Raw genomic sequence first — 25102 nt, 5'->3', positions numbered from 1 at the left:
TGGTCCGCCCCGGGCGGCACCGCCGCCCGGGACCACTGAGAACCGCGTCAGAACGGCTTGATCTTGAAGCCGGCGCGGTAGGAGGCGATGTGCTTCTCACGCGCCTCGGGCGTCATCTCGCGCAGAAGCACGAGCGGGCTCTGGAGCTGGTGGCCCCGCACGTGATCCAGCGTCCACATGTGCTTGTCGTCGAAGCGCAGGTGGGGCTGCGAGACCAGCGTCTTGCCGTCCGAGCGGACGAAGCCGAGGTCCTTGATCGCGTCGGCCAGGTCCCAGCCGTGGTAGCACTCTTCCCATTCGCGGCGACCGCTGAAGCGGCCCATCGCCGGCGTCGGGCGGCCCTCGTACTCGGCGGCGAAGGCCGTCTTGTGGGTCCAGCGGCACAGCTCGGAGCAGTAGGTGTAGAGCTTGCCGTCGACCTCGTCGACCACCAGCTCCTCACGGATCACCGCCGGCACCATGCAGCTCCAGCAGCGGTGCGGGTAGACGTAGCCGTTCTCCTGGTCGAACAGCATGTTGGTCTCGCCCGGCACGCTCTTGCGCTCGTACCACTTCCAGAAATCGCCGAACTCGGCGTACCAGCCCGGGTACTTGTGCTCGAACCACTCGAAGTCCTTCTCGGTCTGGGCTTCGATGCGCCAGAAGTTGGCGGGCCAGCCGACCGCGAAGAACTGCGCGACCTTGTGCACGTAGTTCTTCTTGACCAGGCGGTCCCACGCGGCGGAGACGTCGTCGTGGTGGATCTTGACGCCGTACTTCTCGAGCGGGAGCAGGTAGGTGCGGTAGTAGTCCTCGTAGATCCAGCGGTGCCAGAGCTCGGCGTAGGACTCCTTGTTCTTGCTGCGGTCGGTGGTGCCGTACTCGATGATCGTGCCGATGGCGGCGTCGACGATCGCGTGGTTCTGCCAGAACGCGTAGCGGATGTCGCGCTCGAGCAGCAGGTGGTTGTCGGGGTCGTTGACCACCGACATCAGCAGCGAGTGGCCGTTGCCGATGTGGCGCGACTCGTCCGACTGCACCGACAGGAACACCGACGACAGCGCGTAGTCGCCGTTGCGGGCAGCTTCCGACGGCATCGCGACGAACAGCGTGTTGGTGAAGCCGGTCTCGGCGACGACCTGCAGGTAGATGTTCGCGGCCGTCAGCGCGTCACCGGTCAGGAAGCCTTCGGCGAACTGGCGGCCGATGGTGGTGGCGTAGCACTTGCCGAACGCGGCCTCGGTGATGTCGAAGCCGGCCGGGTCGATGTAGTTCTCCATGTACCACTTCTTCAGGTTCATCTGAATCGTGGAATGGCGGAACTCGTCGACCATCTGCATCGTGAAGCCGGTGCGCAGCTCCTCGCCCGGGGCGAGGCGGCCGAGCATGGACATCGAGCGTGCCGCCGAGATCTCGGGGAAGGGGATGATCGCCAGGAACAGCTTCATCCACTCGACCCAGCGCGGCTTGGTGTTGCGGAACATGTCGCCGCGCAGCGCCGCGTCGAGCGCGCCGTACACGCGGTTGTCCTTCTCCTCCTGCATCGGGAAGTAGGAGCGCAGCACCTGCTTCATCGGGTCGCGCGGGGCCTTGCCGATCTTGTAATCGGTCGGGAAGGTCATCGCTTCCTGGACATAGCTGGGCTGCCATCCGAGGTCGGCGATGCGCCGAGCCGCCTCGGCCACGCTGATCCCTTTCTGGGACGTGATCTTGTTGAGCGTCAAACCTGCTGACATGAAGGTCTCCTTTACTGCTGATCCGTTCGGACCGGTTTGCTGTGCGTCGAGGCCGCGCGGTCGTGCCGCCGACCTGTCCTTGGGCCAGGGCCCCTCCTCTCCATAGCGATCGCTGTGCCACTGCTCGCAATCCCTAGCGAGTCGCCCTTCTTCCCGGGAGAAGCCACGATCGGAGCGCGCATCTCGATCGCGCGGCCGTTTCGTTCTGGGTCAGAGACGACCGCCGTGCGTCCGAGCGTGAGACGCGCCGCTCTCAGGGTCGTGCGACGCCCGAGTTCGCGAAACGGGACGGCGTTGCGCACGGGGCACCCTCAGGCCGCGGCCACCACGCCGGCCGGCGCATCGGCCGCCTTGTCGCTGCCGTCGGGCGCCGCGTGCTGGGCGACGAAGCGCGCGGCGAGCACCAGCGTGCCGATGGCGAAGTCGCGGCCGTGGGCCGTGCTCATCTCGTTCGCGATCTCGGCGATCTGCTGGAAGTAGTTGTCCTTCGATTGCGTCTCTTGGTCGTTCATGTCGATCTCTCCTTCTCTGAAGTCGGCCGCGCCGCCGCGGACCGGTGGTGGCTGAACACGGGGTCGGGCAGTTCGATCCAGCCCAGCCACCCGTCCTGCGTGCCGAACGCCAGTCGCTCGCCGTCGGGCGACCAGGCCAGCGCCGAGGGCGCGCCGCCGCCTGCGCCCTTGAGCAGCAGGAAGCTGTCGCTGCCGGGCTGGCACAGCGTGACGGCCCCGCTGTGGTAGCCCGCGGCGATCACGGGGTAGCGCGGATGACAGGCGACGCTGGTGACCGGCGCCTTGCTCTGGATGCCGCACTCGCGCGGCGCCTGCGAGGCGCCGGGTCGCGCGAAATCCCAGCACACCGGCCGCAGCGCACCGCTGGTGGCCAGTTGCGTCCCATCGGGCGTGAACGCCAGCGACAGCGGCTGACCCGGATAGCCGGCCATCTCCATGTCGCCGCCGTCCTGCACGCGCCAGCCGTGCAACGCGTTCTCCTGCATGCCGGTGACCACGTAGCGCCCGTCCGGGCTCCATGCGATCGCGCGGTGGTAGCCCGGCCACGCCAGGCGTCGTGGCAGCGCGGCCTCATGCCACAGCGTCACGCCACCGGAATGCGCAACGCCGAGCGTGCGCCCGTCGGGACAGAAGGCGATTGCCGTGGCCGACGCCGGCAGCTCGATCTCGTCGGTCCCGCCGTGGCGCAGGCGCGCCACGCGCTTGCCGCCGGCATAGACCACGTCGCCCGATCGCCCGCAGGCCACGGCATCGATCCACAGTCCCTGCATGCGTGCCAGCTCCTCGGGTTCGGCGCCCGGCCGCACGCGCATCACGCGGCCATCGTCGCCGCCGGTCACGAAGCTGCCGTCGCCGTCGGAGGCGAGCGCGTGGCAGCTTCCCGCATGCGCGGTCACGACGGTCGGTGCCACGGCCGGCGCATCGGCCGGCACCAGGCTCGCACCGCCACCCTGGCGCGCTTCGAGGCGTGGGCCCTGGGGCCAGCGCACATCGGCGAACGCCACGCGGCCGTCCCCCATCGCACAGGCCGCGGTGCGGCCGTCGTGACTCCAGGAGATCGAGACGACCGGGGCCGTCATGTCCCATTGCGTGCCCAGCACGTCGAGCAGAGGCGGGTTCATGGCAGGTTCCTCCGGCACGGTGTCGACGGCATCACGGCGTCACCTCGACTTGCGCAAGGCACGCTTCCAACTGCTCGCGCAGCGCGATCGCGCTCAGGTCGCGACCGATGAACACCAGCCGCGACCCCCTCGGCTCACCGTCCTTCCAGGCGCGGTCCATGCCGCTGTCGACCGTCATGTGCACGGTCTGGAAGACGAAGCGCTTCTCGCTGCCACGCAGCGACACGATGCCCTTGCCGCGCAGCAGGTGCTCGCCGTTCTCGCGAACGAAGCGCAGCAGCCAGCCGACGAACAGGCTCGGGTCGAACGCCTGCTCGATGCTCAGCGACACGCAGCGCAGGCCGTCGCCGTGCCGGCCCTCCTCGACCTCGACGTAGGCATGCGGCACGCGGCCGATGCGGCCTCGCTGGATCTGCAGCGGCGGCACCCGCAGGCGAGAGAGGTCGAAGGCGCCGCGGCCGATCAGGCGGTCGAGCTCGATGTCGCCTCGCTCGCAGCGGACCACCTCGGCGGTCGGGTTCACGCGCTCCACGGCGATCTCGGAGACGGCCAGCTCGTCGGCCTTCGCGAGATCGCACTTGTTCAGCAAGACCAGGTCGGCCTGCGCCAGTTGCGCGCCGGCCTCCGGCGCGGCCTGCAGTTGCCTCGCGAGGTGGCGCGCGTCGGCCACGCAGATCACGCTGTCCGGCTGGGTGTGCTGGCGCAGGAAGTCGTCGAAGTGCAGCGTCTGGATGACCGGCGCCGGATCGGCCAGGCCGCTGGTCTCGATGATGATGCCGTCGAAGCGACCCGGCCGGCGGATGAGGCCGCTCATGACGCGGATGAGGTCGCCGCGCACCCGGCAGCAGACGCAGCCGTTGTTCAGCTCGTGCACCTCTTCCTCGGCGCCGACGACCAGCGAGCCGTCGATGCCGAGTTCGCCGAACTCGTTGACGATGACGGCGTAGCGCTTGCCGGCCGCGCCTTGCAGGATGCGATTGAGCAAGGTCGTCTTGCCGGCGCCGAGGAAGCCGGTGATCACGGTGACTGGAATTCTCGAAGTCATGCTGCGGTCCTTTGGTCTGCCGCGGTTCGGGGTTGTGCGCCCGCCTGCCACGGTCTTCGTGTCCATCCCCGATCGCCCGCGATGCGGTCCGAGGGTCGCCCCCAATGCGCAATCGCTATGCCATCCGCGGCGCGCACCGGCAAACGCGCGATAAGTGCTTGATCGATTTCAGGATTCGCGGCACCCCTCGCGGTTTTCACCTAGGCATCGGCGCGCCCATCTGTCGCGTTTTCGGACACTCGGTCAGGTCACCTTCCGGGGGCCGCTCGAAGGTGCTTTCCCTAGTAATTAACGGACCACCACCTGCTCGAGGAATGGCGCTGGAAAACTCGTCTCGCGTCGTGCGGCGATTCGCACGAAACGACGAAGGAGACACATCCATGAAGACCATCGCTATTTCGCTGATCGTGCCGACCGGGACCTGCACCGAAGAAGACGGACGCGTCCCGAAGCTCGATCTGCCGCTGTCGCGGCGCGAGTTGCTGAAGGGCTCCGGCGTGCTGATGGGCACGCTCGCGACCGGCACCCTGCTCGCGACCCTGGCCCCGTCGCCCGTGTGGGCCGTTGCCATGACGAAGCTCGGTGATGCGGAAGGCCGCACGCTGCTGACGCTGGGCCGCGTGCTGTACCCGCACAAGAAGCTCGACGACGCCGTCTACGCCCTGCTCGTCAAGGACCTCGACGCCAAGGCGAGCACCGACCCGAAGCTTCTCAAGCTGCTCAAGGACGGCGTGGCGCGCCTCGACCAGCTCGCTGGCGGCCGCTTCGAGAAGGCCACGCCGGAGAAGCAGCTGGAGATCGTGCGCTCGATCGAGAAGACGCCGTTCTTCGCCACCGTGCGCGGCCAGTGCGTCACCTCGCTGTACGACAACGACATGGCCTTCGCCGCACTCGGCTACCCCGGCTCGGCCTGGGAGAAGGGCGGCTACATCACGCGCGGCTTCCAGGACCTCACCTGGCTGCCGGCGCCGCCCACCGAGGCGAGCCCGCCGCCCTACATGGGCTGAGCCCCTTCGTCGCCCCGACAACCCAGCTAACGCGAGGCTAGTACCCCCATGAAGACATTCGATTTCAACGACGACGCGGTGGTCGTCATCATCGGCTCCGGCGCCGGCGGCGGCACGCTCGCCAACGAGCTCTGCCAGAAGGGCATCAAGGTCGTCGTGCTCGAAGCCGGCGCCGTGCAGTCCAACGCCAGCTTCATCAACGACGAGTGGAAGTCCTTCGGCCAGCTCGCCTGGCTGGACAAGCGCACCACCTCGGGCAGCTGGCGCGTTGCCAAGGACTTCCCCAACCTGCCGGCCTGGATCTGCAAGACGGTGGGCGGCACCACCACCCACTGGGCCGGCGCCTCGCTGCGCTTCCAGGAGCACGAGTTCAAGACCCGCACCACCTACGGCAACGTGGCCGGCGCGAACTTGCAGGACTGGCCGCTGACGCTGGCCGAGCTCGCACCCTACTACACGCGCGCCGAGGACAAGATGGGCGTGACGCGGACCCACGGCATCCCCGGCCTGCCCGGCAACAACAACTTCAAGGTGATGTACAGCGGGGCCACCAAGCTCGGCTACAAGGAAGTGCACACCGGCAACATGGCGATCAACAGCCAGCCGCGCGACGACCGCGCACGTTGCCTGCAGCTGGGCTTCTGCTTCCAGGGCTGCAAGAGCGGCGCGAAGTGGAGCACGCTCTACACCGAGCTGCCCAAGGCCGAGGCCACCGGCAACTTCGAGCTGCGCCCCGAGAGCCACGTGACGCGCATCGAGCACGACGCCAAGGGCAAGGTGACCGGCGTCGTCTACTTCGACAAGGACGGCAAGGAACAGCGCCAGAAGGCCCGCATCGTGGCGGTGGCCGGCAACTCGATCGAGACGCCGCGCCTGCTGCTGCTGTCGGCCTCGAAGATGTTCAAGGACGGCCTGGCGAACAGCTCGGGCCAGGTGGGCCGCAACTACATGCGCCACGTGACCGGCTCGGTGTACGGGCTGTTCGAGAACCCCGTCCACATGTACCGCGGCACCACGATGGCCGGCATCGTGCGCGACGAAGCGCACAACAACACGAAGCGCGGCTTCGTCGGCGGCTACGAGTTGGAGACGCTGTCGCTGGGCCTGCCCTTCATGGCCGCGTTCCTGAACCCGGGCGGCTGGGGTGCCGACTTCTCCGAGTACCTGGAGAACTACACGCAGCTGGCCGGCATGTGGATCGTCGGCGAGGACATGCCGCGCGAGACCAACCGCGTCACGCTGCACAGGACGCTGAAGGACAAGTGGGGCAGCGCGATCCCCAACGTGCACTTCGACGACCACGAGAACGACCTGAAGCTGCGCGAGCACGCCTTCACCCAGGGCCAGCGCGTCTACGAGGCGGCCGGTGCCCGCAAGTCCTTCCGCACGCCGCCCTACCCGTCGACGCACAACCTCGGCACCTGCCGCATGGGCGCCTCGGCCAAGAGCAGCGTCTGCAACTCGTACGGGCAGACGCACGACATCGCGAACCTGTTCATCTCGGACGGCAGCCAGTTCACCACCGGCGGCGCGGAGAACCCGACGCTGACGATCGTGACGCTCGCGATCCGGCAGGCCGAGTACATCGCCCAGCAGATGAGCGCCCGGGCGATCTGAGCCCAGGTCGCGCGGGGCGGCACGCCGGGAGGAGCCGGCGTGCCGCCCTCCCGAGCGGTCCGGGCCCGACCCCCGGACCTCCCAAGAACGGTGCCTGACGCGCACGACGCGCCACGGCGCTCCAAGGAGACAGATCCATGCTTGCCCAGTTTGAGAAATTCGGAGGTGGTGCGCGCGGCGCGGTCAACCTGCTCACCTCGGCCCTGCCGATCGCCATCATCGGCGGCCTGCTCTACGCCGGCTTCTTCGTGAAGGCCGAGGCGGTCATCAAGAAGGTCGAGCCGAAGGCGGTCGAACGCCGCGACAACTTCTTCAGCATCGCCACGCCGAACGACCAGGTGGCCTGGGCCGCAGGCAGCGGCGGCAAGATCGTCCACACGGTCGATGGCGGCAAGACCTGGCAGCGGCAGTCGACCGCGACGCTGGAGAACCTGCAGGGCATCGCCGCGTGGGACGCGATGCACGCTGTGGCGGTGGGCAACAACGGCGTGATCCTCGTCACCACCAACGGCGGCAATCTCTGGACGGCGGCCACGCTGCCGAGCTCCGGCAACCCGAACAAGCTGTTCCGCGTGCGCATCTTCGACGGCGTGGCCTGGGCGGTCGGCGAGTTCGGCGCGCTGCTGCGCTCCGACGACAAGGGCCAGACCTGGACGCGCGCGCTGCCCGAGAAGGACCGCGCCTGGAATGCCGTGAGCTTCATCGGTCAGACCGGCTGGCTGGTCGGCGAGTTCGGCGCGGTGATGCGCAGCACCGACGGCGGCGCCAACTGGACCGACATCGAGACCAAGAACAAGGTCAGCCTGATGGCGGTGAGCTTCCGTGACCCGCAGCACGGCGTGGCCGTGGGCCTCGCGGGCACGCTGGTCGTCACGAACGACGGCGGGCTCACCTGGAGCGACGTCGAACGCCCGACGCGCGAGCACCTGCTCGACGTCATCTGGGACGAGAACCGCTGGACCGCGGTCGGCGACAAGGGGGTCATGGTGAGCTCCGATGCCACGGCGCAGACCTGGAAAGCCCGCCGCATCTCGGACGGCGACGTCTCGTGGCGCACCCAGATCGCGAAGTCCGGCCCGCGCTACTACCTGGCCGGCGCCAACCTCGCCGTGCTCGAAGGCGACCAGCTGACCGTCGCCGGTCGCTGACACGAACAAAAAGGAGGAGACGGCTGTGAAGAATGCAACGTTCGGAAAAATCGAGAGGGCGTTCGAGCGCCTGATCCACCACCGCCGCTGGGTGGTGCTGACGGTGGCGCTGCTGACGGCGGTGATGGGCTACCTGGCCACCCACGTCGAGGTGAAGACGATCTTCAGCGACCTGCTGCCGAAGAACCACCCCTATGTGGCGGTGAACCAGAAGTTCAAGTCGACCTTCGGCGGCTCGAACATGGTCAGCATCATGGTCGAGACCGACAATGGCGACATCTTCGACACGAAGGTGCTGCAGAAGGTGCAGAAGCTGACGGTCGGCCTGCAACAGGTCGACAGCGTCGACACCTACCAGATCGTCTCGATCGCCTCCAAGAAGATCAAGGAGGTGCGGGCCTCGACCGAGGGCGTGGAGTCGCGCCCGATCATGTGGCCCAACCTGCCGCAGACCCCGGGCGAGATGGCGGTGCTGAAGGAGGCGGTGCTCAACAACCCGCTGATCTACGGCCCCTACGTCTCGATGGACCTCAAGGCCACGCTGATCACGGCCGACTTCCTCGACGGCGAGATCAACTACAGCAAGGCCTTCGACCAGATCATGGGCTTGGTCAAGGAGGCATCGGGCGACGGCGTCAAGGTGCGGGTGGTGGGCGAACCGGTGCTGTACGGCTGGGTCAACTTCTACCTCGACGAGACGCTCAAGATCTTCTTCGCAGCGATCGCCTCGCTGGTGCTGATCCTGATGCTGATCACGCGCACCTGGCACGGCACCCTGCTGCCGCTGCTGGCCGGCGTGGTGAGCGCGATCTGGGCGCTCGGCGCCGCCCGGTTGATGGGCTTCCACCTCGACCCGCTGGTGATCGTGGTGGCGTTCCTGATCACCGCGCAGGCGATCTCGAACTCGGTGCAGCTGATATCGCGCTACGACGACGAGATCGCCGCCGGCGCCACCAGCTCGGCCGCCGCGGCCCTGGCCAGCGTGAAGAACCTCTTCAAGCCCAGCATGCTGGCGATCGTGGCCGACGCCGGCTGCGTGCTGGTGGTGGCGCTCACGCCGATCCCGATGCTGGAGAAGATCTCCTACATCGGCACGGTGTGGATCTTCTCGATCCTGGTCAGCGCGCTGCTGCTGACGCCGGTGATGCTGTCGTACTTCAAGCCGAAGCAGAGCTACGTACATCCACTGAACATCCGCCCGCTGCTCGACGCGGTGCTGCGCCTGTGCGCCAAGATCGTGACCACGCGCTGGCGCTACGGCGTGCTGGGCACCGCGCTGGTGGTGTTCTTCGTGTCGGGCTGGTACGCCTTCAACCTGAAGGTCGGCGACGCGAACCCGGGTTCGCCGATCCTGTGGCCGGACTCCTCCTACAACCGAGACGCCACCGATATCAACCGCCAGTTCCAGGGTTCGGATCGCATGTTCGTGGTGGTCGCCGGCAAGGAGAAGGGTGCGCTGCGCGAGCCGGAAGTGCTCAAGAGCATGAGCGACTTCCAGCGCTACATGGAGGCCCAGCCGGAGGTCGGCGGCAGCATCTCGCTGGCCGACGTGCTGCCCCAGGTGCGCCGCGTGCTGCGCGAAGGCAACCCGATGTACGCCGAACTCGGCAACGACGCCAACGAGAACGGCGAGCTGACCTACATGTTCGTCTCCGGCTCCGACCCGGGCGACATGGACCGCTACGCCGACGCCGACGCGAAGAACGGCGCCGTGACCCTGTTCTTCCGCGACCACCAGGGCGAGACCATCCGCACCGCGATCGCCCGCGTGCAGGACTACGTGGCGCAGAACGCGATGGAGAAGGCGGACTACCTGCTGGCCGGCGGCCTGGTGGGCGTGCTGGCGGCGGTGAACGAGGTCATCCTCGCGGGTCAGATCGAGGCCATCGCGCTGGCACTGCTGGTGCTGGTGGTGTGCTGCACGGTGACCTACCGCTCCACCGTGGCCGGGGTGTTCTTCATGATCCCGGTGATGCTGTCCAACACCATCACGTTCAGCTACATGGCCTGGCACGGCATCGGCATGAACATCAACACGCTGCCGGTGGTGGCGCTGGGCATCGGCCTGGGGGTGGACTACACCTTCTACATCGTCGACGGCATCCGCGAGGAACTGCACCACTCCGACAACGTCGAGGCCGCCATCATCAAGGCGCTCAGCAGCGCCGGCCGCGGGGTCCTGATCACCGCGCTCACGCTGATCACCAGCGTCGGGCTGTGGAGCTTCTCGTCGCTGCGGCTGCAGGCCGACATGGGCCTGCTGATCGCGCTCTGGCTGTTCATCTCGGCCTTCAGCGCGCTCTTCATCATGCCGGCGATCGTCTACGTGTTCCGCCCCGCCTTCATCGTGGGCAGCAAGCAGCGCCCGATCGAGCGCGCCAGTTCCGCAGTGGTTGTGTGAGGGTGCCAGCCACTCGCGACGGCGCCGCTCCGGCGACGCCGTGCGGATCCGTGCTGGCTAATTTCTGGTTCTAGTGAAAAGACGAAAGGAACGGAGACATGAAACGAAACAAGCGCTTCAAGCAGATCCCCGGGATCGCCCTCGCGGCGGCCCTGGGGGGCATGGCCACCTCGACGGTGCACGCCGCCACCGAGGAGGCCAAGAGCAACGCCGGTGACGGCGACTACGCCTTCGCACTGTCCGGCTACGCCCGTGGCTGGGTGTCGATGAACCTGCAGAACCAGCCCGAGCTGGAGCAGCAGGGCAAGAAGAGCCGGGGCAAGCTGTCGATGGTGCGCGGCTCCGTGCTGCTCGACGCCGACGCGAAGACCGGCCCGATCAAGTGGAAGGCGATCACCCGTCTGGACCGCGAGTACAAGACCAACTACCTCGAGGACCTCGAGGACCTGCGCGCCACCAACGGCACCACCGGTGGCGAAAGCATCATCAAGAACTACAACAACTTCGACGTGCGCGAGTTCTGGGCCGAGACCAACCTCGGCGACCGCACCACGGTGAAGTTCGGCAAGCAGCAGTTGGTGTGGGGCGAGTCCGACTTCTTCCACGCGATGGACCTGGTGCACGGTTACGACCTGAGCTGGCGCCTGTTCTTCGAGGGCGAGAACGAGGAGTGGCGCAAACCGCTGATCCTGCTGTCGACCAAGATCCGCATCCCCGAGGCCGACGGCATGCTGGCGGCCTACATCCGCCCGGGCTGGGACCGCTGCCAGGACATCGGCAACACCTACGACATCGGCGGCGGTCGCTGGTTCTTCCAGCCCTACCGCGGCTTCGACCTGCACGAGGTGACCAACAAGAACTGCAGCCACCCGTCGGGCGACTTCCGCGACGCCACCGGCGGCGTGCGGTGGGCCGGCGAGGCCTTCGGCATGAACTATTCGTTCGCCTACCTGAAGACCTTCTCGGCCGATCCGGTGGCCAACTCGGGCTCGCCCGGGAAGAGCTACGAGGGCGTCGCCGCCACCGGCGGCGTGTTCGACCTGATCCACCCGAAGATCGACGTGTTCGGGGCCACGGTGAGCGGCTACAGCGACACGCTCGACGCCGTGCTGAGCGCCGAGGTCGCCTACACGAAGGACCAACCGTTCAACGTGGGCAGCGGCGCCTTCAATCCCGGCAACTACGCGTCGGGCATCGGCAATCCGGGCATCGGCCTGAACGGCGTGAAGCTCAAGGACACGCTGACCACGATGCTGCGCATCGACAAGAACCTGAAGTTCGAGGGGCTGCTGGGCACGAGCCGGCCGTCGTTCTCGTCGATCCAGCTGTTCAACACGCAGATCCTCAACTACGAGGACAGCGATGACCTGGTCCGGCTGTTCGCCTACGGCTCCAAGATCAAGGAGCACAGCACCATCCTGACCGCCTTCACGGTCCTCAACTACAAGAACGACGAGATCAACCCGGGCTTCGCCATCGGCTTCGATCTGAGCAACGGCGGTGGCTTCGCGATCCCGAGCGTGGCGATGACCTTGTCCGACAAGTGGGTGGCCAAGCTCGAGGCCGACCTCTTCTGGGACGGCGGCAAGAGCAACAAGACGCAGTTCAGCGGCGAAGGCTCGCAGCTGTTCGGCTACTTCAGCAAGGCCAGTCAGCTGGTGTTCCGCCTGACCCGGCAGTTTTGATCACAGACAGGAGACATGAAGATGAAAACCGGAAAGAACATGACCAACCGACGCAGCGTGCTGCGCACCGGCTTCGGTGGTGCCGTGGCCCTGGCCGCCGCCCTGGTGGCCACCCCCGTGATGGCGAAGGAGCTCGAGGCGGGCTTCGTCATCAACAAGGGCAACTTCGACAGCATCAAGAACGACACCTTCGAGGGCAAGACGATTGCCAGCATGGTGCCGGAGAAGCTGGAATGGATGATCAGGAACTACGACCTGACCATCAAGCTGGCCAACTCGAAGAAGATCACGATGGACCCGAAGTACGTCCAGGCGACCAAGGACGGCGCCAAGGACGTGAAGTTCAACCCGGCCGACCGCACCGTGTCGGGCTGGAAGGCGGGCATGATGTTCCCGCCCGAGTCCATCAAGATGGACGACCCGCATGCGGGTGACAAGGTGATCTGGAACCTGCGCGCCGCCACCTACGGCGCCACGATGGACCTGCGCGACATCGCCTGGGCCTTCCTCGACGCGAAGAAGGGCTACGAGCGCGTGCAGGCCTTCCAGTCGCGGCGCTACTACATGGAGGGCCGTCTCGACGGTGGTCCGGTCTCCGAAGGCGACGGCACGATCGCGCAGAAGACCTACTTCGTCGCGACCTACCCGCAGGACATCCGGGGCCTGGGGCTCTTCTCGGTCCGCTACAACCAGGCCGACTCGAAGAAGCCCGACGACTCCTACGCCTACCTGAAGTCGGTGCGCCGCACGCGCCGTCTCTCCGGCGGTGCGTGGATGGACCCGATCGGCGGCACCGACCAGCTGTATGACGACTGGGACATCTGGGACGCCGCGCCCACCAAGTACAAGTCGAACAAGCTGATCGAGAAGCGCTGGGTGCTGGCCATCGCCCACAGCCCGGAGATGAGCGTCGACGTCAAGCAGCCCTGGACCGAGCCGGCCAAGCGCTTCCCGCGCATCGGCATCGACATCCCGCCGCACTTCAACCCGGCGCCGGACATCGGCTGGGAGCCGCGCGAGGTGTACGTGGTGGAGGGTACCTGCCCCGACGAGCACCCGTACAGCAAGAAGGTGGTGTACATGGAAGTCGACTTCCCGCGCCCCTACCTCGGCTATGCGCTCGACCGCAAGGGCGAGTTCTGGAAGATGTTCATCTTCCAGAACCGGCCTGACGTCGGCGACGACGGCTACAAGGCGGTCATGCCCGTCATCGGCCACATCATCGACGTGAAGCGCGGCCACGCCACCAACTGGTCGTCGAACATGAAGTCCAACCCCAAGGGCGTCAAGGAAACCGACGTGGCGCTGAACATCCTGGAAGAGGTCGCGACCGGCACCGGGAAGTAGACGGCAGACCGTGCTGCCGGGGCCGCCGGGTCGCTGCGTTCGGGCACTGCCTCGAATGCCGGCCCGGCGGCCTTTGCACTTCGCGCACGGCAGGCCGGGCCCCGCGCCACAAACACAGAACATGAGACAGAGAGACGCCGTGAAGCCCCTGACCGCGGCAGCCGCCTTGCTGTGCTGCCTGGCGCCCGCACACGCCGGCGACGGCATCAGCACCGACCGGCCCGATTTCGTGGAATCCAGCCAGGTGGTCGGCAAAGGCCGGTTCCAGCTGGAGACGGGACTCGCCCGGGAACGCAGCGGCGATGCCGCGGGGAACCGGCTGAGGGTGGACTCGACACCGACGCTGCTGCGCCTGGGTGTCAGCGAGACCCTCGAACTGCGGATCGAGACCGACGGTCATCTGAGGTCCCGATCCGAGGCCCCGGCCGCCTCGCGCGTCACGCGCGAGCGAGGCTTTGCGGACACCTCGCTCGGCGTCAAGTGGCACATGCAGGATGGCGATGAGGCGGCCGGGCGCCCGGCCGTCGCCTGGCTCCTGCATGTGGACGTGGACACGGGATCGGCCGCGTTCCGCGGCAGCGGCCTGCGCCCCTCCCTGCGCGTGGTCGGCGAGTGGGAGCTGGACGGCGCGATGTCGGTGGGCGCCATGGGCGGCATCGCGTTGGATCGCGACACCGACAGCGGGCGGTTCGCCACCGGCATTCTCGCGGTGACCGCGGGCAAGTCGTGGACCGACCGCTTCCGCACGTTTGTCGAGCTGGCGGGCCGGCAGCTCGCCCCGTCCCGCCACGGCGGGTCGGTGGTGAGCGTCGACGCGGGCACCGCCTACCTCCTGAGCCCCACGGTCCAGGTGGACGCCGTGGTCTCGCGCGGCATCACCCACACCTCACCGGACTGGGAGTTCGGTGCCGGACTGTCGATCAGGTTCTAACCCAGGAGATCGCTTCCCCATGAAGACACGCACCTTCCTCCTCAGCGTCGCCGGCTTGCTGCTCGCGACCGGCACTTGCTTCGCTGCGGGCGCCCTGTCGGTCGAGCGCGAAGTCACGATCGACACCTCGCCGGCCACCGTCTGGAAGCTGGTGGGCAATTTCAACGCCATCGACGTCTGGCACCCGGCGGTGCTCAAGAGCGAGCTCCAGGGCCAGGCCGGCCGGACCGGCGCCCGGCGGCTCCTGACGCTGGACGACGGCGCCACGCGGCTCGAGAAGCTGCTGTCGTACAGCGCGGCGCAGCGCAGCTACAGCTACGCCATCGTCGAGAGCGCCCTGCCGGTCGCCAACTACAAGGCGACCATCACGCTCACGCCGGCCGAAGAGGGCCGCACGCGGATGACGTGGCGTTCGACCTTCGACGCCCACGGCGTCAGCGACGAGCAGGCGACCACGATCATCGGCGCTCTCCAGGACGCCGGGATGGCCAAGCTGCGGGCCAACTTCAGGCAGCCTTGAACAGGAGACCCTGCACATGAACACCCTCCTCCGCCACGCCGCCGCGACGGGCCTGCTGATGGCCCTGGCCGGCCCGAGCCATGCCGACGGCGCGATCTCGTTCTCGCGCGACGTCACGATCGATCGCTCGCCGGCCACCGTCTGGAAGTACGTGGGCGACTTCAATGCGACCGACCTCTGGCACCCCTCGGTCCGCAACAGCACGCTCACCGGCCGCAGCAACCGGCCGGGTGCGATCCGCACCCTCACGCTCACCGGCGACAGCCAGATGGTGGAGAAGCTGCTCGCCTACGACGCCGCGAAGACCCGCTACACCTACACCACGCTGAAGAGTCCGTTCCCGATCAAGAACTGCATCTCGACGCTCTCGGTGAGCCCCACCGCGGACGGCAAGACGCTGCTGACCTGGAGCGCCAGCTTCGATGCCGTCGATGTGGACGAGGACATCGCGACCGAGTGGGTCGGCATCGCCTTCGATGGGGGGCTGGGCAAGGTGGCGACCCATTTCGAGAAGGCACCGTAATCCAGCTTGCCGGTCAGGCGCCGACGAGCGGCGTCCAGCAATCGGACGGATCGCGGCGCAGCACGTCTCGAAACACGACGCTCGCCCCGCACGCGCCGCGGCCGCGGGGCGCGCCTCCCCTGGAAGACGAGGGCGACTAGGCATCTGGAGCATTGGCATGCGATTCGCACGAGTCGGCCCAAGGTGAAAACCCGGCGACCCGACACGACAGGAGGCCCACCATGCCCGACCCCACAGCCGACGACCCTGACGAGGCCGCCCGCGAAGCCACCCGCTACCAGCTGCGATTCCAGTCGCTGTTCGATGCCGGACGTGCCTACGCCTTCCCGTGCGACGCCGCGGGGCAGGTGCGCATGGACGGACTCGGCGAGCACGAGCTCAACAGCTACCTGTATGCGCGCGCGCTGGTGGGCCGCGACTTCGCCGTGCCGCGCGTGTACGCGCGCCGACGCCCCTGCTGACGCCGACGCGGCCCGCGGCCGCGGGCCGTCGTTCAGGGCACGAGCACGGCGCGCCCCTGGATCCTGCCGTGGTGCAGGTCGAGCAGCGCCTGGTTGGCGTCCTTCAGCGCGTACTCGCGCGTCGCCAGGTGCACCCGCCCGCGGTCGGCCAGCGCCATCAGCTCGACCAGCTCCGCATACGTGCCGACCAGGTTGCCGACGATGCTCTTCTCGCTGGTGATCATGTCGATCGACGGCAGCTCGATCCGTCCGCCGTAGCCGACGACGTAGTAGGTGCCGGCGTTGCGCGTCATCGCCAGGCCCCTGGAGATGGCCTCGCCCTCGCCGACGAAATCGATGACCGCCTGGGCGCCCTTCCCCTCGGTGAGCTCGAGCACGCGCTCCAACGCCTGCTCGTCCGCCTTCACCAGATGGTGGGCCCCGCAGGATTTGGCCAGCTGCAGCGCGGCGTCGGCGCGGTCGACGACGATGATCTCGGCGGCGCACAGTGCCGCCAGCACCTGGATGCCGATGTGCCCCAGCCCGCCGGCGCCGATGACGACCGCGTACTCGCCAGGCAGCAGGTGGCGCGAGGCCTTCTTGGCGGCGCGGTAGGCGGTGAGCCCGGCGTCGGTGTAGGGCGCGACATCCTTGGGCGCCAGCGTCGACGGCAGCTTGATCAGCGAGCGCTGGTTCGTGCGCAGGTACTCGGCATAGCCGCCGTCGGCATTGATGCCGGGGAAGCGGCTGCCGTCGGCGTGCATGTCGTCGCCGCGGCGGCAGGCCAGGCAGTGGCCGCTGGTCACGAGCGGATGGCAGATCACCGGGTCGCCGACCTTCATGCCGCTCACCGCCGAACCCACGGCCTCGATCCAGCCGGCGTTCTCGTGGCCCATGATGTAGGGCAGTTCGACGTCGACCTTGCCGCGCCACAGGCCCTCGACCACGTGCAGGTCGGTGCGGCACACGCCGGCACCGCCGATGCGCACGATGACGTCGGTCGGGCTCTCGATCTTCGGGTCGGGCACGTCGCCGTAGCGCACGAAGCTGTCGCCGCTCAGCGACTCGTTGTACTGGTGCAGCACGGCGGCCTTCATGGCGTCTCCTGGTGTCCTGTCGGGGGGTGATCAGCGCGCGATCAACTCGCGTCGACCGTCTTCGAGCTTCTGCCGGATGTGTGTGGCATCGTTCGTCGCGTCGCTGGTGCGCTTGGACAGCGCGCGGATCTCGCTGGCGATGACGGAGAAGCCACGGCCCGCTTCGCCGGCTCGCGCGGCCTCCACCGCGGCGTTGATCGCGATCAGATTGGTCTGCTGGGCGATGCGCTGGATCGTGCCGACGATGTCGCCGATGTCCTTCAGGCTGGATTCGAGCTGCGCGTTGTACCTGACACGCTGCCGCTCGGCCTCCTCCCGGTCCCTTTCGGCCTGGATGTCGGCCAGGGCCCCGACGGCCCGCAGCGCGGTGCCGTCGGCGGCCCGCTGGGTCTGGCCACGGGCGCGGAACCAGCGATAGCGGTCGTCCTTGCACCGCAGCCGGTAGCAGACGTCGTAGGGGGTGCGGCCGGTCTTGTCGGTCAGGTGCTGCACGAAGGCCGTCATCGTGCGGTCCTTGTCCTCCGGGTGCAGGCGTGACGCCCAGCTGTCGAGCACGTTCGGGAACTCGGCTTCGTCGGCGAAGCCCAGCAGGCGGCGGAACTGCGGCGACCACCAGAACGCGTTGCGGGGATTCACCGGATCGCCGGCGACCACGGCCAGGTCCCAGACGCCGTCGTTGACGATCTCGCGCGACAGCTCGAAGCGCGTGTGCGTCACGTCGAGCGCCTGCTGGAGCTTCAGGTCCTCGTCGATTGGAATGAGGGTGCCCGCCACGCGCAAGGGGGTGCCGTCGGCCGCGCGCAGCGTCTCGCCCCGCGCACGGAACCAGCGGCACACGCCATCCTTGCAGCGCAGGCGGTAGGTCACGTCGTACGGCGTGCGACCGGAACGGTCCTGCATGTGGGCGGCGAAGGCCTGCAGCGTGCGCTGCTTGTCCTCCGGGTGCAGCAGGTCGGACCAGCTGGACAGCACGTCGGGAAAGTCGCGTTCGTCCTGGTAGCCGAGCAGCCTGCGGAACTGCGCCGACCAGCAGAACGGGTTGCCCGCGCCGGCCGCATCGTCGGCGGGCACTTCCATGTCCCACAGACCTTCTCCCGACGCACGGCGGATCAGGTCGAAGCGCATCTGCAGGCCTTGGATCTCGGCCTGCAATGCCGCGACCTGCCAGTGCAACCGTGCCACCTCGGCGCCCTTCTCGTCAGGTTCCTGCGGTGCGTCCCGGCGCGCGCGGAAGAAGGACACCCTCATCGCCATGGTCGAGGCCTCATGCGAAGCGGTCCTTCCAGGCCCTCAACGCAGCGAACACCGCCACGTCGTCCATCGCATGGCCGACCGCGGCCCGGCGCCGCGCCGCGTTCGCCACCGCCGGGTCCTGGCAGCGCAGGAAGGGGTTGATCAGGCGCTCCTGCTTGATGGAACTGGGCAGCGTGGGCTCGTCGCGGGCCCGCAGCGCCAGGCATCGATCGAGGTGCTCCACCACGTCGCGATTGCCGGGCTCGACAGCGTTCGCGAACCGCAGGTTGCCCACCGTGTACTCGTGGGCACAGCACACGAGAGTGTCTCCGGGCAGGCCGGCGAGCCGGTCGAGCGACGCGAACATCTGCGCCGGCGTGCCCTCGAACAGGCGCCCGCAGCCGCCGGAGAACAGCGTGTCGCCGCAGAACAGCAGCGGACGACCGTCGAAGTCTTCGGCGTAATAGGCGATGTGCCCGGCGGTGTGCCCCGGCACGTCGATCACGCGGAAGCGCACGCCCAGGGCGTCCACCTCGTCGCCGTGCAGCAGCCGGATGACGGGCTCGGGCAGGCGCTCGCGCGCAGGCCCGTAGACCCGGGCGTTGCGCACCGATCGCAAGTGTTCGACGCCACCCGTGTGGTCGTCGTGGTGGTGGGTCAGCAGGATCCCTTCGAGGATCAGGTGGTGCTTGTCCAGATAGCCGAGCACGCCGGCCGACTCGCCCGGGTCGACGACCCACGCGCGGTTCCCGACGCGAAACAACCAGATGTAGTTGTCGGCAAAGGCCTTGATCGACACGAGGGCGGGCACGTTCCTCTCCTGGCAGCGCTGAGCAAACTCACCGAGCCGCGCGGGACCTGATCGAGGTCGGACGCGCGACGCATCGTTCCCGGACCTCCGGCCCGGGCCTGCAACGATCGCTAGCGGTAATGCCCGTGCTGTTCCAGCACCTCGATCTTGTAGCCGTCTGGGTCCTGCACGAAGAAGAACCGCGCCAGCAGTTCCTCGCCTCGCTTGAACTCCTTGACCGCGGTCGGCGCATAGCCGAGCGCATCGACCTGCGCCCGCTTCGCGCTCGCGTCCGGCACGACGGCCGCGACATGGCCGTAGCCCGTGCCGTGCGTGTAGTCGTCCTCACGCCCCTTGTTGAGCGTCAGCTCGATTTCGAAGTGACAGCCTTCGGCGCGCAGATAGACGAGCGTGAACTCCGGGAAGTCGAGCCGATGGGACTCCTTCATGTCGAGGACGGCTTCGTAGAACTTCAGCGAGCGCTCGAGCTCGCGGACCCGGATCATGGTGTGAATGAGCTTTGCCACGTGTACTCCTGTGACTGGCGGGGTGCGAGTGCGCGTCGAAGACGTCGATGGACGCACGCGGATCCGGCGATCTCGCTCCCGGGGGATGGTCGACAGTTTTTCATCGACGGGCCCGCAGCGGGTAGTACGCGGGTAGCGACGACTGGAGGTTGCGCGCCGCTTCCGCGCGTGCTCGGGAAGACGACCCGGCTCATGAAGCCGAGACCATGGGCCACTCAACTTCAACGCTATGCCGGATCGAGATGTCCGCGCGGGCCCTGCCAGCAACGCGCGTGGTCGACCTGCCGCAGCGGCGAGGCCGGCGCCGGAAGAGTCGGGCGCCAGGCGCGGCGCACCTCGAGCATGAAGGCCATGGGGCCGAGGATCACAACGGGCGGCATAGCGAGCGCCGGGACGTCGCTGACCGGCCGGTCGCCGTCGTCGCAGGGCTTGAACGGTGCGTGCATCGCGACCGGGAGGATTCCCAGGGCCAGCTGCGGCGAACTGCGGACCCCCAGCCCGTCGGGCAGCGTCTACGACGCCCGCCACAGCATCCCTGGTGGATCAATCCGGCGACGAGCCTCGATCCGTCGGACCCGGAGAACGGGGCCGTGTAGCGACCCCCGAGTACAGACTGGTCAGCCATCTCGGCCCGGGCCGGTAGCGGCGCTGCAGACTTTCGATCCAGAAGCCCGCCGACTCGATCAGCCCCGGCATCTCGCGGTTGAGATGGCAGCCGCCGGCCAGCGGCCTCCAGTACGGCGTGAGGCGGTCCTGCCAGCGCCGCACCGACGCGTCAGGCGCGGCACCGTGCTCCAGGAACAGCAGGCGCCCGCCCGGCACCAGCACGCGGTAGACCTCCTTCAGCGCCTGGGCCGCATCGGGAATGGTGCAGAGCGTGAAGGTGGACACCACGCAATCGAAGCTGCGGTCGTCCACCGGGATGCGTTCGGCCGACAGCGGCAGCGCCTGGATCTCCAGGCCTGCGGCCTCGGCCCGGCGCCGGGCCAGGGCATGCAGGCCGGGATCGACACCGCACAGGCATTGCAGTCCGGCAGCGCGGTAGTACGGCAGGTTGCGTCCCGTGCCCATGCCGATCTCGAGCACCCGGCCCGAGGCCTGCGGCACCAGCTCCGCGCGCCCGCTCTCGAAGCTGGGCAGACCACAGATGACATCGACCGCGCGCGGCAGGATGTGATCGTTGTAGAAGTTGCTCATCCGTGCGCACCGAGGATTGCGGTGGCGGCGAGCATACGCCGCAGCCCCGGCCTGCCACTACGACAGGCAACTGACGAACCGGGCCGGCGCGGGCCTGGGCGACACGGGTCGCCGTCCCACCACGGTGCCCACGTTGACGAAGCACACGGCCTGCTCCTGCGGCTGCACGCCGAACAGGCCGCGCAGGCGCGTCGACGCCATCGCACGGCCGCTGGTCAACCCGCTGCCGAAGCCCATCGAGTGCGCCGCGAGCAGCAGGTTCTGGAGCGCGGCGCCGAGCGAGACGAGCCGCTCGGCCGCGGGAACGGCGTCGGCATCGCGCTCGTCGTCTCGCAATCTCGCGATCGCGAGGGCGATCCACGGGGCACGCCAGGCCTTGAGCCGGGCTGCCTCGATCTGGACCAGGGTCGCGCCGGGATCACGGTCGATCAAGGCCAGCGCGAAGGCCTCGGCCAGGCGCGCGCGCTGATCGGCAGGAACGATCACGAAGCGCCAGGGTACGAGCCGGCCGTGGTCCGGCGCCGTCGCGGCGGCGCAGAACAGGCTCTCGATCTGGTCCGCGTCGGGGCCCGGCTCGACCAGACGCTTCGGAGACGTGTGCTGCCTTGCGGCCATCGTCGCCCGCAACTCGACACCCGCCCTCGACGCGCCGTCGTCATCGCACGCTGGCAGCGACGGCGTGCTGCGGCCCCCGGCTTCTTCGGGCGCGACGAACGTCACTGCGTCCACGTCGGATGGAACCCGGTGCTGCGCCACTCGACCGGCGAGCGTGTCGCGGCCGCTCTGCCGGCCAGCCCGGCAAGCATCGCCTCCCAGGCCGCCTCGTCGTCGTCCATGCCCTCGGCGAACCGGCGGCACAGCGCGAAGCGCACGAACCGCTGCCCCCGGGCGAGCGCCGCGGCGAGCGCCTCCTGAAGCTGAGGCCAGGTCTGCTCCTGCGGCAGCACGTCGTCGCAGAACACCGGGCGCATCGCAGGCAACTCCTTGACCACGACCCGTGCTCGATAGACCGAGCAGCCGGCGTCCGCCACGGCGCTCACCTGGATGCTGTACTCGGCACCGCGTTCGTCGGCCTCCACCATGGCGAGTCTCCTCCGGTCGGTCAGGCAGGCGCCGCCGGAGCGGCAGCGTCGCCGGGGTCGATCAGGTAGCTGTAGCCGTGCTTGCGGAAACCCAGGCCCTCGTAGAAGGCATGGGCCTTCTCGCGATTGACGTGGCTCGACAGCACCAGCTTGTAGCAGTCGCGCGCCGCACACAGCTTCATCGCGAACTGCATCATCCGCCGGCCGATCCGCTGTCCCTGGGCGTCCGGCGCCACGACCACGTCTTCCACGATGCACGAGTCGCGCGCGCCGTGGGAGATGCCGCCCACGAAGACCACCGCGAAGGTACCCACGATGAGATCGTTCGACTCCGCCACGTAGATGTGGTGCAGCGGGTTCGCTTCCAGGTCGAGAAAGCGCGCCCAGGCGTGCTCGATCGGCATCTCGGGCTCGGGCGTGATGTCGAGCTGCTTGTAGAACTCCAGGAGACGCGGCACGTCGGACAGCCGCGCGGCGCGTATCTCGAGGTCCTTCACGGCGGTTCTCCGGTCCGGGCGGCTAGACGCCGAGCTTCAGCACGCGCTTCGCGTTGCCGTACATCACGTCGTCGATCACGCCCTCCGCGAAACCGAGGGTGCGGTAGTCGTTGATCGACTGTCCCATCGGCCGGAACGGGTAGGAGCTGCCGAACAGGATCTGGTGGCGCATGCAGCCGTTCGCGGCCTCGACGTAGAGCGAGCCTCCCGGCGCGAAGATGTACATGTCGGGCACGATGAACACGTTCTCCCAGCGGAACGCGACGCCGATGATCTCGTTCACGTACGGATAGAAGCCGTGGTAGCAGATGATCGACAGCTTGGGGAAGGCCTTCGCCACATGGCCAACCGCGGTCGGCGTCACCATGTCGAGGCTCGGCGCGGTGGGGCCGGACATGATGGAGACTGGCACGCCGAGCTGCGCGCAGGCGTCGTAGATCGGGAACAGCATCGGATCGTCGGCCTTGCACAGCGGGCTGCCGAAGCCGGGCTCGACGTTGATCGCCTTCAGGTCGAGCTGCCGCACCGCGCGCTCCACCTCGTCGATCGCCGCCTTGACGCCCCAGCGGTGCGGATCGATCGAGCCCACCCCGACCAGTTCCTTGTGGCCCTTGACGAGGTCGTGGATCTCGTCGTTGGAGTGCTTGATGCCGGGTGTGTCGCGGCCGACGACCACCGCCGCCGTTATGCGCGTCTCCTTGATGTCGCGCAGGTAGCCATCGATGTTCTTCGAATGCGTGAAGTGCTCCAGGTCCCGCGAGCCGACCCGGCCGTTCAGCCACTTCACGACCTCGAACTCCGGCGTGCCGCGCGTCTTGCCGTAGAAGTCGTGCAGGAACGCAGGGCGGCTGCGCATGTCGATCACCTTCTTGCTGGCCATGGATCGTTCTCCTTCTTGGATGGTTCGTTCGTTGTTCGGGTCGACGGCGCGACAGGTTTCATTCCGGCTGCTTCGCCTCGGCCGGCGCCTTGCCGGTGCGCTTGGCATAGGCCTCGATGAAGTCCGCCGCGGCGCGGCTGCCGCCCGAGAAGGACTTCATGGCCTCCTCGTGCAGCAGCGACAGCGCCTGCATCTTGATTTCGTTGGCGCGCTCGCTGTCGAAGGCGTTGGCCAGCCTTCGCGGCCGCGGGATGTCCACCTCGAGCGTCGCCCTCACCTGCGTCGGGATGTTCGTCATCACGATCAGGCGGTCGGCGAGGAAGATCGCCTCGTCGATGTCGGTGGTCACGAAGAAATTGGTGCGGTGAGACTCCTCGTACAGGCCGGAGTAGTACTCCCACATCAGCTCCTTGGACATCGCGTCGAGGCCGCGGAACGGCTCGTCGAGGATCATCACGTCGGGGTTGTTGATCATGGCGCGCGCCAGTTCGGCACGCCGCTGCATGCCACCCGACAGCTGCGTGGGGTACTTGCGGCTGAAGGCCTTGAGTCCCACCTTCTCCAGCAGGAAATCGGCCTGCGACTGCGTCTGCCCGTTCTGCTCACCGCGCGCGCGCGGTCCGTAGAGGATGTTGTCCATGGTCGTCATCCACGGGAACAGCGCGCTTTCCTGGAACACCACGAGACGGTCCTTGCCGGGCCCGGTGATGGGCCGCCCGTCGATCTGGATGCTGCCGCTGTCGGGCTTCTCGAAGCCCGCGAGCAACCGGATCAGCGTGCTCTTCCCGCAACCCGACGGGCCGATCATCACGGTGAGCTTGTTGCGCTCGATCGTGAACGAGCAGTCCTGCACCACGGTCTTGGCGAACGGTCCGGTGCCGTAGGTCTTGGTGACGTTGCGGACCTGGATCTCGCCGCGCGTGCTGCCCGAAGGCTTGTGTTGGGCCATCGTGCACTCCTCAACGCTGTTTCAACCAGGGCGTGACCAGTCCGCCGAGCGCGCGCAGCGCCTCGCTGCAGGCGAAGCCCGCGATGCCGATGCTGATCATGCCGACGACGATCTGCTCGTACGAACCGCCCACGTACGAGTTCCAGATGAAGAAGCCCAGTCCCCCGCCTTCGGCGCTCTTGCCGCCCCCGGAGATCATCTCGGCCGCCACCACCACCTCCCAGGTGATGCCCATGCCCACCGCGGAGCCGACCACGATCGACGGCAGCGTGGCCGGCAGCACCACGCGGCGGAAGATGTCCCACTGCGACGCGCCCATCGCCTGCGCCGCCTGGAAGTAGCGCACGTCGATCGACTTGGCCCCGCCGACGACGTTGATGACGATGGTGAAGAAGGCGCCGAGGAAGGTCACGAAGGCGATCGACATCTCGGCCGTCGGCCAGAAGATGATCGAGGCCGGCACCCAGGCCAGCGGCGGGATCGGCCGCAGCAGCTCGAAGCTCGGGAACACGACGCCGTGCACCGCCTTGCTCACGGCCATCATCAGGCCCAGCGGGATGCCGATCAGCATCGCCGCGCCGAAGCCCGCGAGCACCCGCACCAGGCTGAGGTACCAGCTCTCCCAGTAGCCGGCGTTGCCCAGCAGGCCTGCCCAGGCCTTGAGCACGCCGCTGGGCGCCGGCACCTGGCCGATCCAGGGCAGCGCGAAGCCCAGCCATTCGGGCGAGCGCGCGCCCAGTTCCCACAGGATGACGAAGGCCGTCAGCGCAATGATCGCGCGCAGCGTCGAGCGGCTCAGCACGCGCTGGCGAAACCGGGTGATGCCATGGCTCATGGT

General features: G+C 67.9%; 26 protein-coding genes. 10 read left to right on the top strand and 16 right to left on the bottom strand.

Annotated elements, in window-relative coordinates; translation table 11 throughout:
* Nucleotides 1-47: 47 nt before the first annotated feature.
* The 4 genes from MPE_RS04745 to MPE_RS04730 all read right to left on the bottom strand — a co-directional run bounded on the left by MPE_RS04745 (nucleotide 48) and on the right by MPE_RS04730 (nucleotide 4393).
* On the bottom strand, nucleotides 48-1715 hold the full coding sequence (locus tag MPE_RS04745) for an aromatic/alkene/methane monooxygenase hydroxylase/oxygenase subunit alpha (RefSeq protein ID WP_011828550.1): 1668 nt from the start codon (nucleotides 1713-1715) through the stop codon (nucleotides 48-50).
* A 311-nt stretch (nucleotides 1716-2026) separates the two neighbouring features.
* Nucleotides 2027-2227 carry a hypothetical protein gene (locus tag MPE_RS04740; protein WP_041929536.1) on the bottom strand — a complete coding sequence of 67 codons (201 nt, stop codon included), beginning with the start codon at nucleotides 2225-2227 and terminating at the stop codon, nucleotides 2027-2029.
* Nucleotides 2224-3348: a WD40 repeat domain-containing protein gene (locus tag MPE_RS04735; protein WP_049820763.1), complete on the bottom strand. Its 1125-nt coding sequence runs from the start codon at nucleotides 3346-3348 to the stop codon at nucleotides 2224-2226. Before MPE_RS04735 ends, MPE_RS04740 begins: the two co-directional genes overlap by 4 nt.
* 31 nt (nucleotides 3349-3379) lie before the next feature.
* On the bottom strand, nucleotides 3380-4393 hold the full coding sequence (locus MPE_RS04730; protein ID WP_011828547.1) for a CobW family GTP-binding protein: 1014 nt from the start codon (nucleotides 4391-4393) through the stop codon (nucleotides 3380-3382).
* 380 nt (nucleotides 4394-4773) lie between these two features.
* On the opposite strand from MPE_RS04730, the gene MPE_RS04725 reads away from it, so the two are divergent.
* The 10 genes from MPE_RS04725 to MPE_RS04680 all read left to right on the top strand — a co-directional run bounded on the left by MPE_RS04725 (nucleotide 4774) and on the right by MPE_RS04680 (nucleotide 16033).
* The gene (locus MPE_RS04725; protein ID WP_011828546.1) at nucleotides 4774-5400 is read left to right on the top strand and encodes a twin-arginine translocation signal domain-containing protein; all 627 of its coding nucleotides are present in this window, start codon (nucleotides 4774-4776) and stop codon (nucleotides 5398-5400) included.
* A gap of 48 nt (nucleotides 5401-5448) precedes the next feature.
* Nucleotides 5449-7017, top strand: coding sequence for a GMC family oxidoreductase (locus MPE_RS04720; protein WP_011828545.1), 1569 nt, complete (start codon nucleotides 5449-5451; stop codon nucleotides 7015-7017).
* A 137-nt stretch (nucleotides 7018-7154) separates the two neighbouring features.
* Entirely contained in the window at nucleotides 7155-8165 is a 1011-nt protein-coding gene (locus MPE_RS04715; RefSeq protein WP_011828544.1) for a WD40/YVTN/BNR-like repeat-containing protein, read from the top strand.
* 25 nt (nucleotides 8166-8190) lie between these two features.
* On the top strand, nucleotides 8191-10566 hold the full coding sequence (locus MPE_RS04710) for an efflux RND transporter permease subunit (protein WP_011828543.1): 2376 nt from the start codon (nucleotides 8191-8193) through the stop codon (nucleotides 10564-10566).
* A 98-nt stretch (nucleotides 10567-10664) separates the two neighbouring features.
* A complete protein-coding gene (locus MPE_RS04705; RefSeq protein ID WP_011828542.1) occupies nucleotides 10665-12251 on the top strand; it encodes a DUF1302 family protein in 1587 nt (528 codons plus the stop codon).
* 21 nt (nucleotides 12252-12272) lie between these two features.
* On the top strand, nucleotides 12273-13598 hold the full coding sequence (locus MPE_RS04700) for a DUF1329 domain-containing protein (protein ID WP_011828541.1): 1326 nt from the start codon (nucleotides 12273-12275) through the stop codon (nucleotides 13596-13598).
* A 139-nt stretch (nucleotides 13599-13737) separates the two neighbouring features.
* Nucleotides 13738-14529 carry a transporter gene (locus tag MPE_RS04695; RefSeq protein ID WP_041929535.1) on the top strand — a complete coding sequence of 264 codons (792 nt, stop codon included), beginning with the start codon at nucleotides 13738-13740 and terminating at the stop codon, nucleotides 14527-14529.
* 19 nt (nucleotides 14530-14548) lie between these two features.
* Entirely contained in the window at nucleotides 14549-15049 is a 501-nt protein-coding gene (locus MPE_RS04690) for an SRPBCC family protein (protein ID WP_011828539.1), read from the top strand.
* A 16-nt stretch (nucleotides 15050-15065) separates the two neighbouring features.
* Nucleotides 15066-15572 (top strand): SRPBCC family protein, encoded by a 507-nt coding sequence (locus MPE_RS04685; RefSeq protein WP_011828538.1) that lies wholly within the window; start codon nucleotides 15066-15068, stop codon nucleotides 15570-15572.
* A gap of 221 nt (nucleotides 15573-15793) precedes the next feature.
* Nucleotides 15794-16033, top strand: a complete 240-nt coding sequence (locus MPE_RS04680) for a hypothetical protein (RefSeq protein ID WP_011828537.1) — start codon at nucleotides 15794-15796, stop codon at nucleotides 16031-16033.
* 32 nt (nucleotides 16034-16065) lie between these two features.
* On the opposite strand, the gene MPE_RS04675 is transcribed toward MPE_RS04680, so the two are convergent.
* The 12 genes from MPE_RS04675 to MPE_RS04620 all read right to left on the bottom strand — a co-directional run bounded on the left by MPE_RS04675 (nucleotide 16066) and on the right by MPE_RS04620 (nucleotide 25099).
* Entirely contained in the window at nucleotides 16066-17109 is a 1044-nt protein-coding gene (locus MPE_RS04675; protein WP_011828536.1) for an NAD(P)-dependent alcohol dehydrogenase, read from the bottom strand.
* A gap of 30 nt (nucleotides 17110-17139) precedes the next feature.
* The gene (locus MPE_RS24900) at nucleotides 17140-18357 is read right to left on the bottom strand and encodes a methyl-accepting chemotaxis protein (protein WP_202796706.1); all 1218 of its coding nucleotides are present in this window, start codon (nucleotides 18355-18357) and stop codon (nucleotides 17140-17142) included.
* Nucleotides 18358-18373: 16 nt separating this feature from the next.
* Nucleotides 18374-19153, bottom strand: coding sequence for a hydroxyacylglutathione hydrolase (gene gloB / locus MPE_RS04665; RefSeq protein ID WP_011828534.1), 780 nt, complete (start codon nucleotides 19151-19153; stop codon nucleotides 18374-18376).
* A 110-nt stretch (nucleotides 19154-19263) separates the two neighbouring features.
* Nucleotides 19264-19659 (bottom strand): VOC family protein, encoded by a 396-nt coding sequence (locus MPE_RS04660; RefSeq protein WP_041929534.1) that lies wholly within the window; start codon nucleotides 19657-19659, stop codon nucleotides 19264-19266.
* Between the two features lie 227 nt (nucleotides 19660-19886).
* Nucleotides 19887-20105, bottom strand: a complete 219-nt coding sequence (locus tag MPE_RS04655; protein ID WP_041929533.1) for a hypothetical protein — start codon at nucleotides 20103-20105, stop codon at nucleotides 19887-19889.
* 97 nt (nucleotides 20106-20202) lie between these two features.
* Nucleotides 20203-20856 carry a class I SAM-dependent methyltransferase gene (locus MPE_RS04650; RefSeq protein WP_011828532.1) on the bottom strand — a complete coding sequence of 218 codons (654 nt, stop codon included), beginning with the start codon at nucleotides 20854-20856 and terminating at the stop codon, nucleotides 20203-20205.
* Nucleotides 20857-20913: 57 nt separating this feature from the next.
* Complete coding sequence (locus tag MPE_RS04645; RefSeq protein ID WP_049820871.1) at nucleotides 20914-21471, bottom strand: nitroreductase family protein; 558 nt, start codon at nucleotides 21469-21471, stop codon at nucleotides 20914-20916.
* A 101-nt stretch (nucleotides 21472-21572) separates the two neighbouring features.
* On the bottom strand, nucleotides 21573-21938 hold the full coding sequence (locus MPE_RS04640; RefSeq protein ID WP_011828530.1) for a hypothetical protein: 366 nt from the start codon (nucleotides 21936-21938) through the stop codon (nucleotides 21573-21575).
* A 20-nt stretch (nucleotides 21939-21958) separates the two neighbouring features.
* Nucleotides 21959-22435, bottom strand: coding sequence for a GNAT family N-acetyltransferase (locus tag MPE_RS04635; RefSeq protein WP_011828529.1), 477 nt, complete (start codon nucleotides 22433-22435; stop codon nucleotides 21959-21961).
* 22 nt (nucleotides 22436-22457) lie between these two features.
* Nucleotides 22458-23315 (bottom strand): amidohydrolase family protein, encoded by an 858-nt coding sequence (locus MPE_RS04630; RefSeq protein ID WP_011828528.1) that lies wholly within the window; start codon nucleotides 23313-23315, stop codon nucleotides 22458-22460.
* A gap of 58 nt (nucleotides 23316-23373) precedes the next feature.
* Nucleotides 23374-24264, bottom strand: a complete 891-nt coding sequence (locus tag MPE_RS04625; RefSeq protein WP_011828527.1) for an ABC transporter ATP-binding protein — start codon at nucleotides 24262-24264, stop codon at nucleotides 23374-23376.
* A 10-nt stretch (nucleotides 24265-24274) separates the two neighbouring features.
* Nucleotides 24275-25099 (bottom strand): ABC transporter permease, encoded by an 825-nt coding sequence (locus tag MPE_RS04620; protein WP_011828526.1) that lies wholly within the window; start codon nucleotides 25097-25099, stop codon nucleotides 24275-24277.
* Between the last annotated feature and the right edge of the window lie 3 nt (nucleotides 25100-25102).

The organism is Methylibium petroleiphilum PM1, assembly GCF_000015725.1.
In the GTDB taxonomy this organism is placed as follows: Bacteria; Pseudomonadota; Gammaproteobacteria; order Burkholderiales; family Burkholderiaceae_C; genus Methylibium; species Methylibium petroleiphilum.
This window is presented reverse-complemented; position numbering and strand designations above follow the sequence as displayed.

Bases quoted from the DNA above. Each gene is read 5' to 3' on its own strand.
- MPE_RS04745 (WP_011828550.1), bottom strand. From the start codon at position 1,715: ATGTCAGCAGGTTTGACGCTCAACAAGATCACGTCCCAGAAAGGGATC.
- MPE_RS04740 (WP_041929536.1), bottom strand. From the start codon at position 2,227: ATGAACGACCAAGAGACGCAATCGAAGGACAACTACTTCCAGCAGATC.
- MPE_RS04735 (WP_049820763.1), bottom strand. From the start codon at position 3,348: ATGAACCCGCCTCTGCTCGACGTGCTGGGCACGCAATGGGACATGACG.
- MPE_RS04730 (WP_011828547.1), bottom strand. From the start codon at position 4,393: ATGACTTCGAGAATTCCAGTCACCGTGATCACCGGCTTCCTCGGCGCC.
- MPE_RS04725 (WP_011828546.1), top strand. From the start codon at position 4,774: ATGAAGACCATCGCTATTTCGCTGATCGTGCCGACCGGGACCTGCACC.
- MPE_RS04720 (WP_011828545.1), top strand. From the start codon at position 5,449: ATGAAGACATTCGATTTCAACGACGACGCGGTGGTCGTCATCATCGGC.
- MPE_RS04715 (WP_011828544.1), top strand. From the start codon at position 7,155: ATGCTTGCCCAGTTTGAGAAATTCGGAGGTGGTGCGCGCGGCGCGGTC.
- MPE_RS04705 (WP_011828542.1), top strand. From the start codon at position 10,665: ATGAAACGAAACAAGCGCTTCAAGCAGATCCCCGGGATCGCCCTCGCG.
- MPE_RS04700 (WP_011828541.1), top strand. From the start codon at position 12,273: ATGAAAACCGGAAAGAACATGACCAACCGACGCAGCGTGCTGCGCACC.
- MPE_RS04690 (WP_011828539.1), top strand. From the start codon at position 14,549: ATGAAGACACGCACCTTCCTCCTCAGCGTCGCCGGCTTGCTGCTCGCG.
- MPE_RS04685 (WP_011828538.1), top strand. From the start codon at position 15,066: ATGAACACCCTCCTCCGCCACGCCGCCGCGACGGGCCTGCTGATGGCC.
- MPE_RS04680 (WP_011828537.1), top strand. From the start codon at position 15,794: ATGCCCGACCCCACAGCCGACGACCCTGACGAGGCCGCCCGCGAAGCC.
- MPE_RS04675 (WP_011828536.1), bottom strand. From the start codon at position 17,109: ATGAAGGCCGCCGTGCTGCACCAGTACAACGAGTCGCTGAGCGGCGAC.
- MPE_RS24900 (WP_202796706.1), bottom strand. From the start codon at position 18,357: ATGAGGGTGTCCTTCTTCCGCGCGCGCCGGGACGCACCGCAGGAACCT.
- MPE_RS04655 (WP_041929533.1), bottom strand. From the start codon at position 20,105: ATGCACGCACCGTTCAAGCCCTGCGACGACGGCGACCGGCCGGTCAGC.
- MPE_RS04650 (WP_011828532.1), bottom strand. From the start codon at position 20,856: ATGAGCAACTTCTACAACGATCACATCCTGCCGCGCGCGGTCGATGTC.
- MPE_RS04645 (WP_049820871.1), bottom strand. From the start codon at position 21,471: ATGGCCGCAAGGCAGCACACGTCTCCGAAGCGTCTGGTCGAGCCGGGC.
- MPE_RS04640 (WP_011828530.1), bottom strand. From the start codon at position 21,938: ATGGTGGAGGCCGACGAACGCGGTGCCGAGTACAGCATCCAGGTGAGC.
- MPE_RS04630 (WP_011828528.1), bottom strand. From the start codon at position 23,315: ATGGCCAGCAAGAAGGTGATCGACATGCGCAGCCGCCCTGCGTTCCTG.
- MPE_RS04625 (WP_011828527.1), bottom strand. From the start codon at position 24,264: ATGGCCCAACACAAGCCTTCGGGCAGCACGCGCGGCGAGATCCAGGTC.
- MPE_RS04620 (WP_011828526.1), bottom strand. From the start codon at position 25,099: ATGAGCCATGGCATCACCCGGTTTCGCCAGCGCGTGCTGAGCCGCTCG.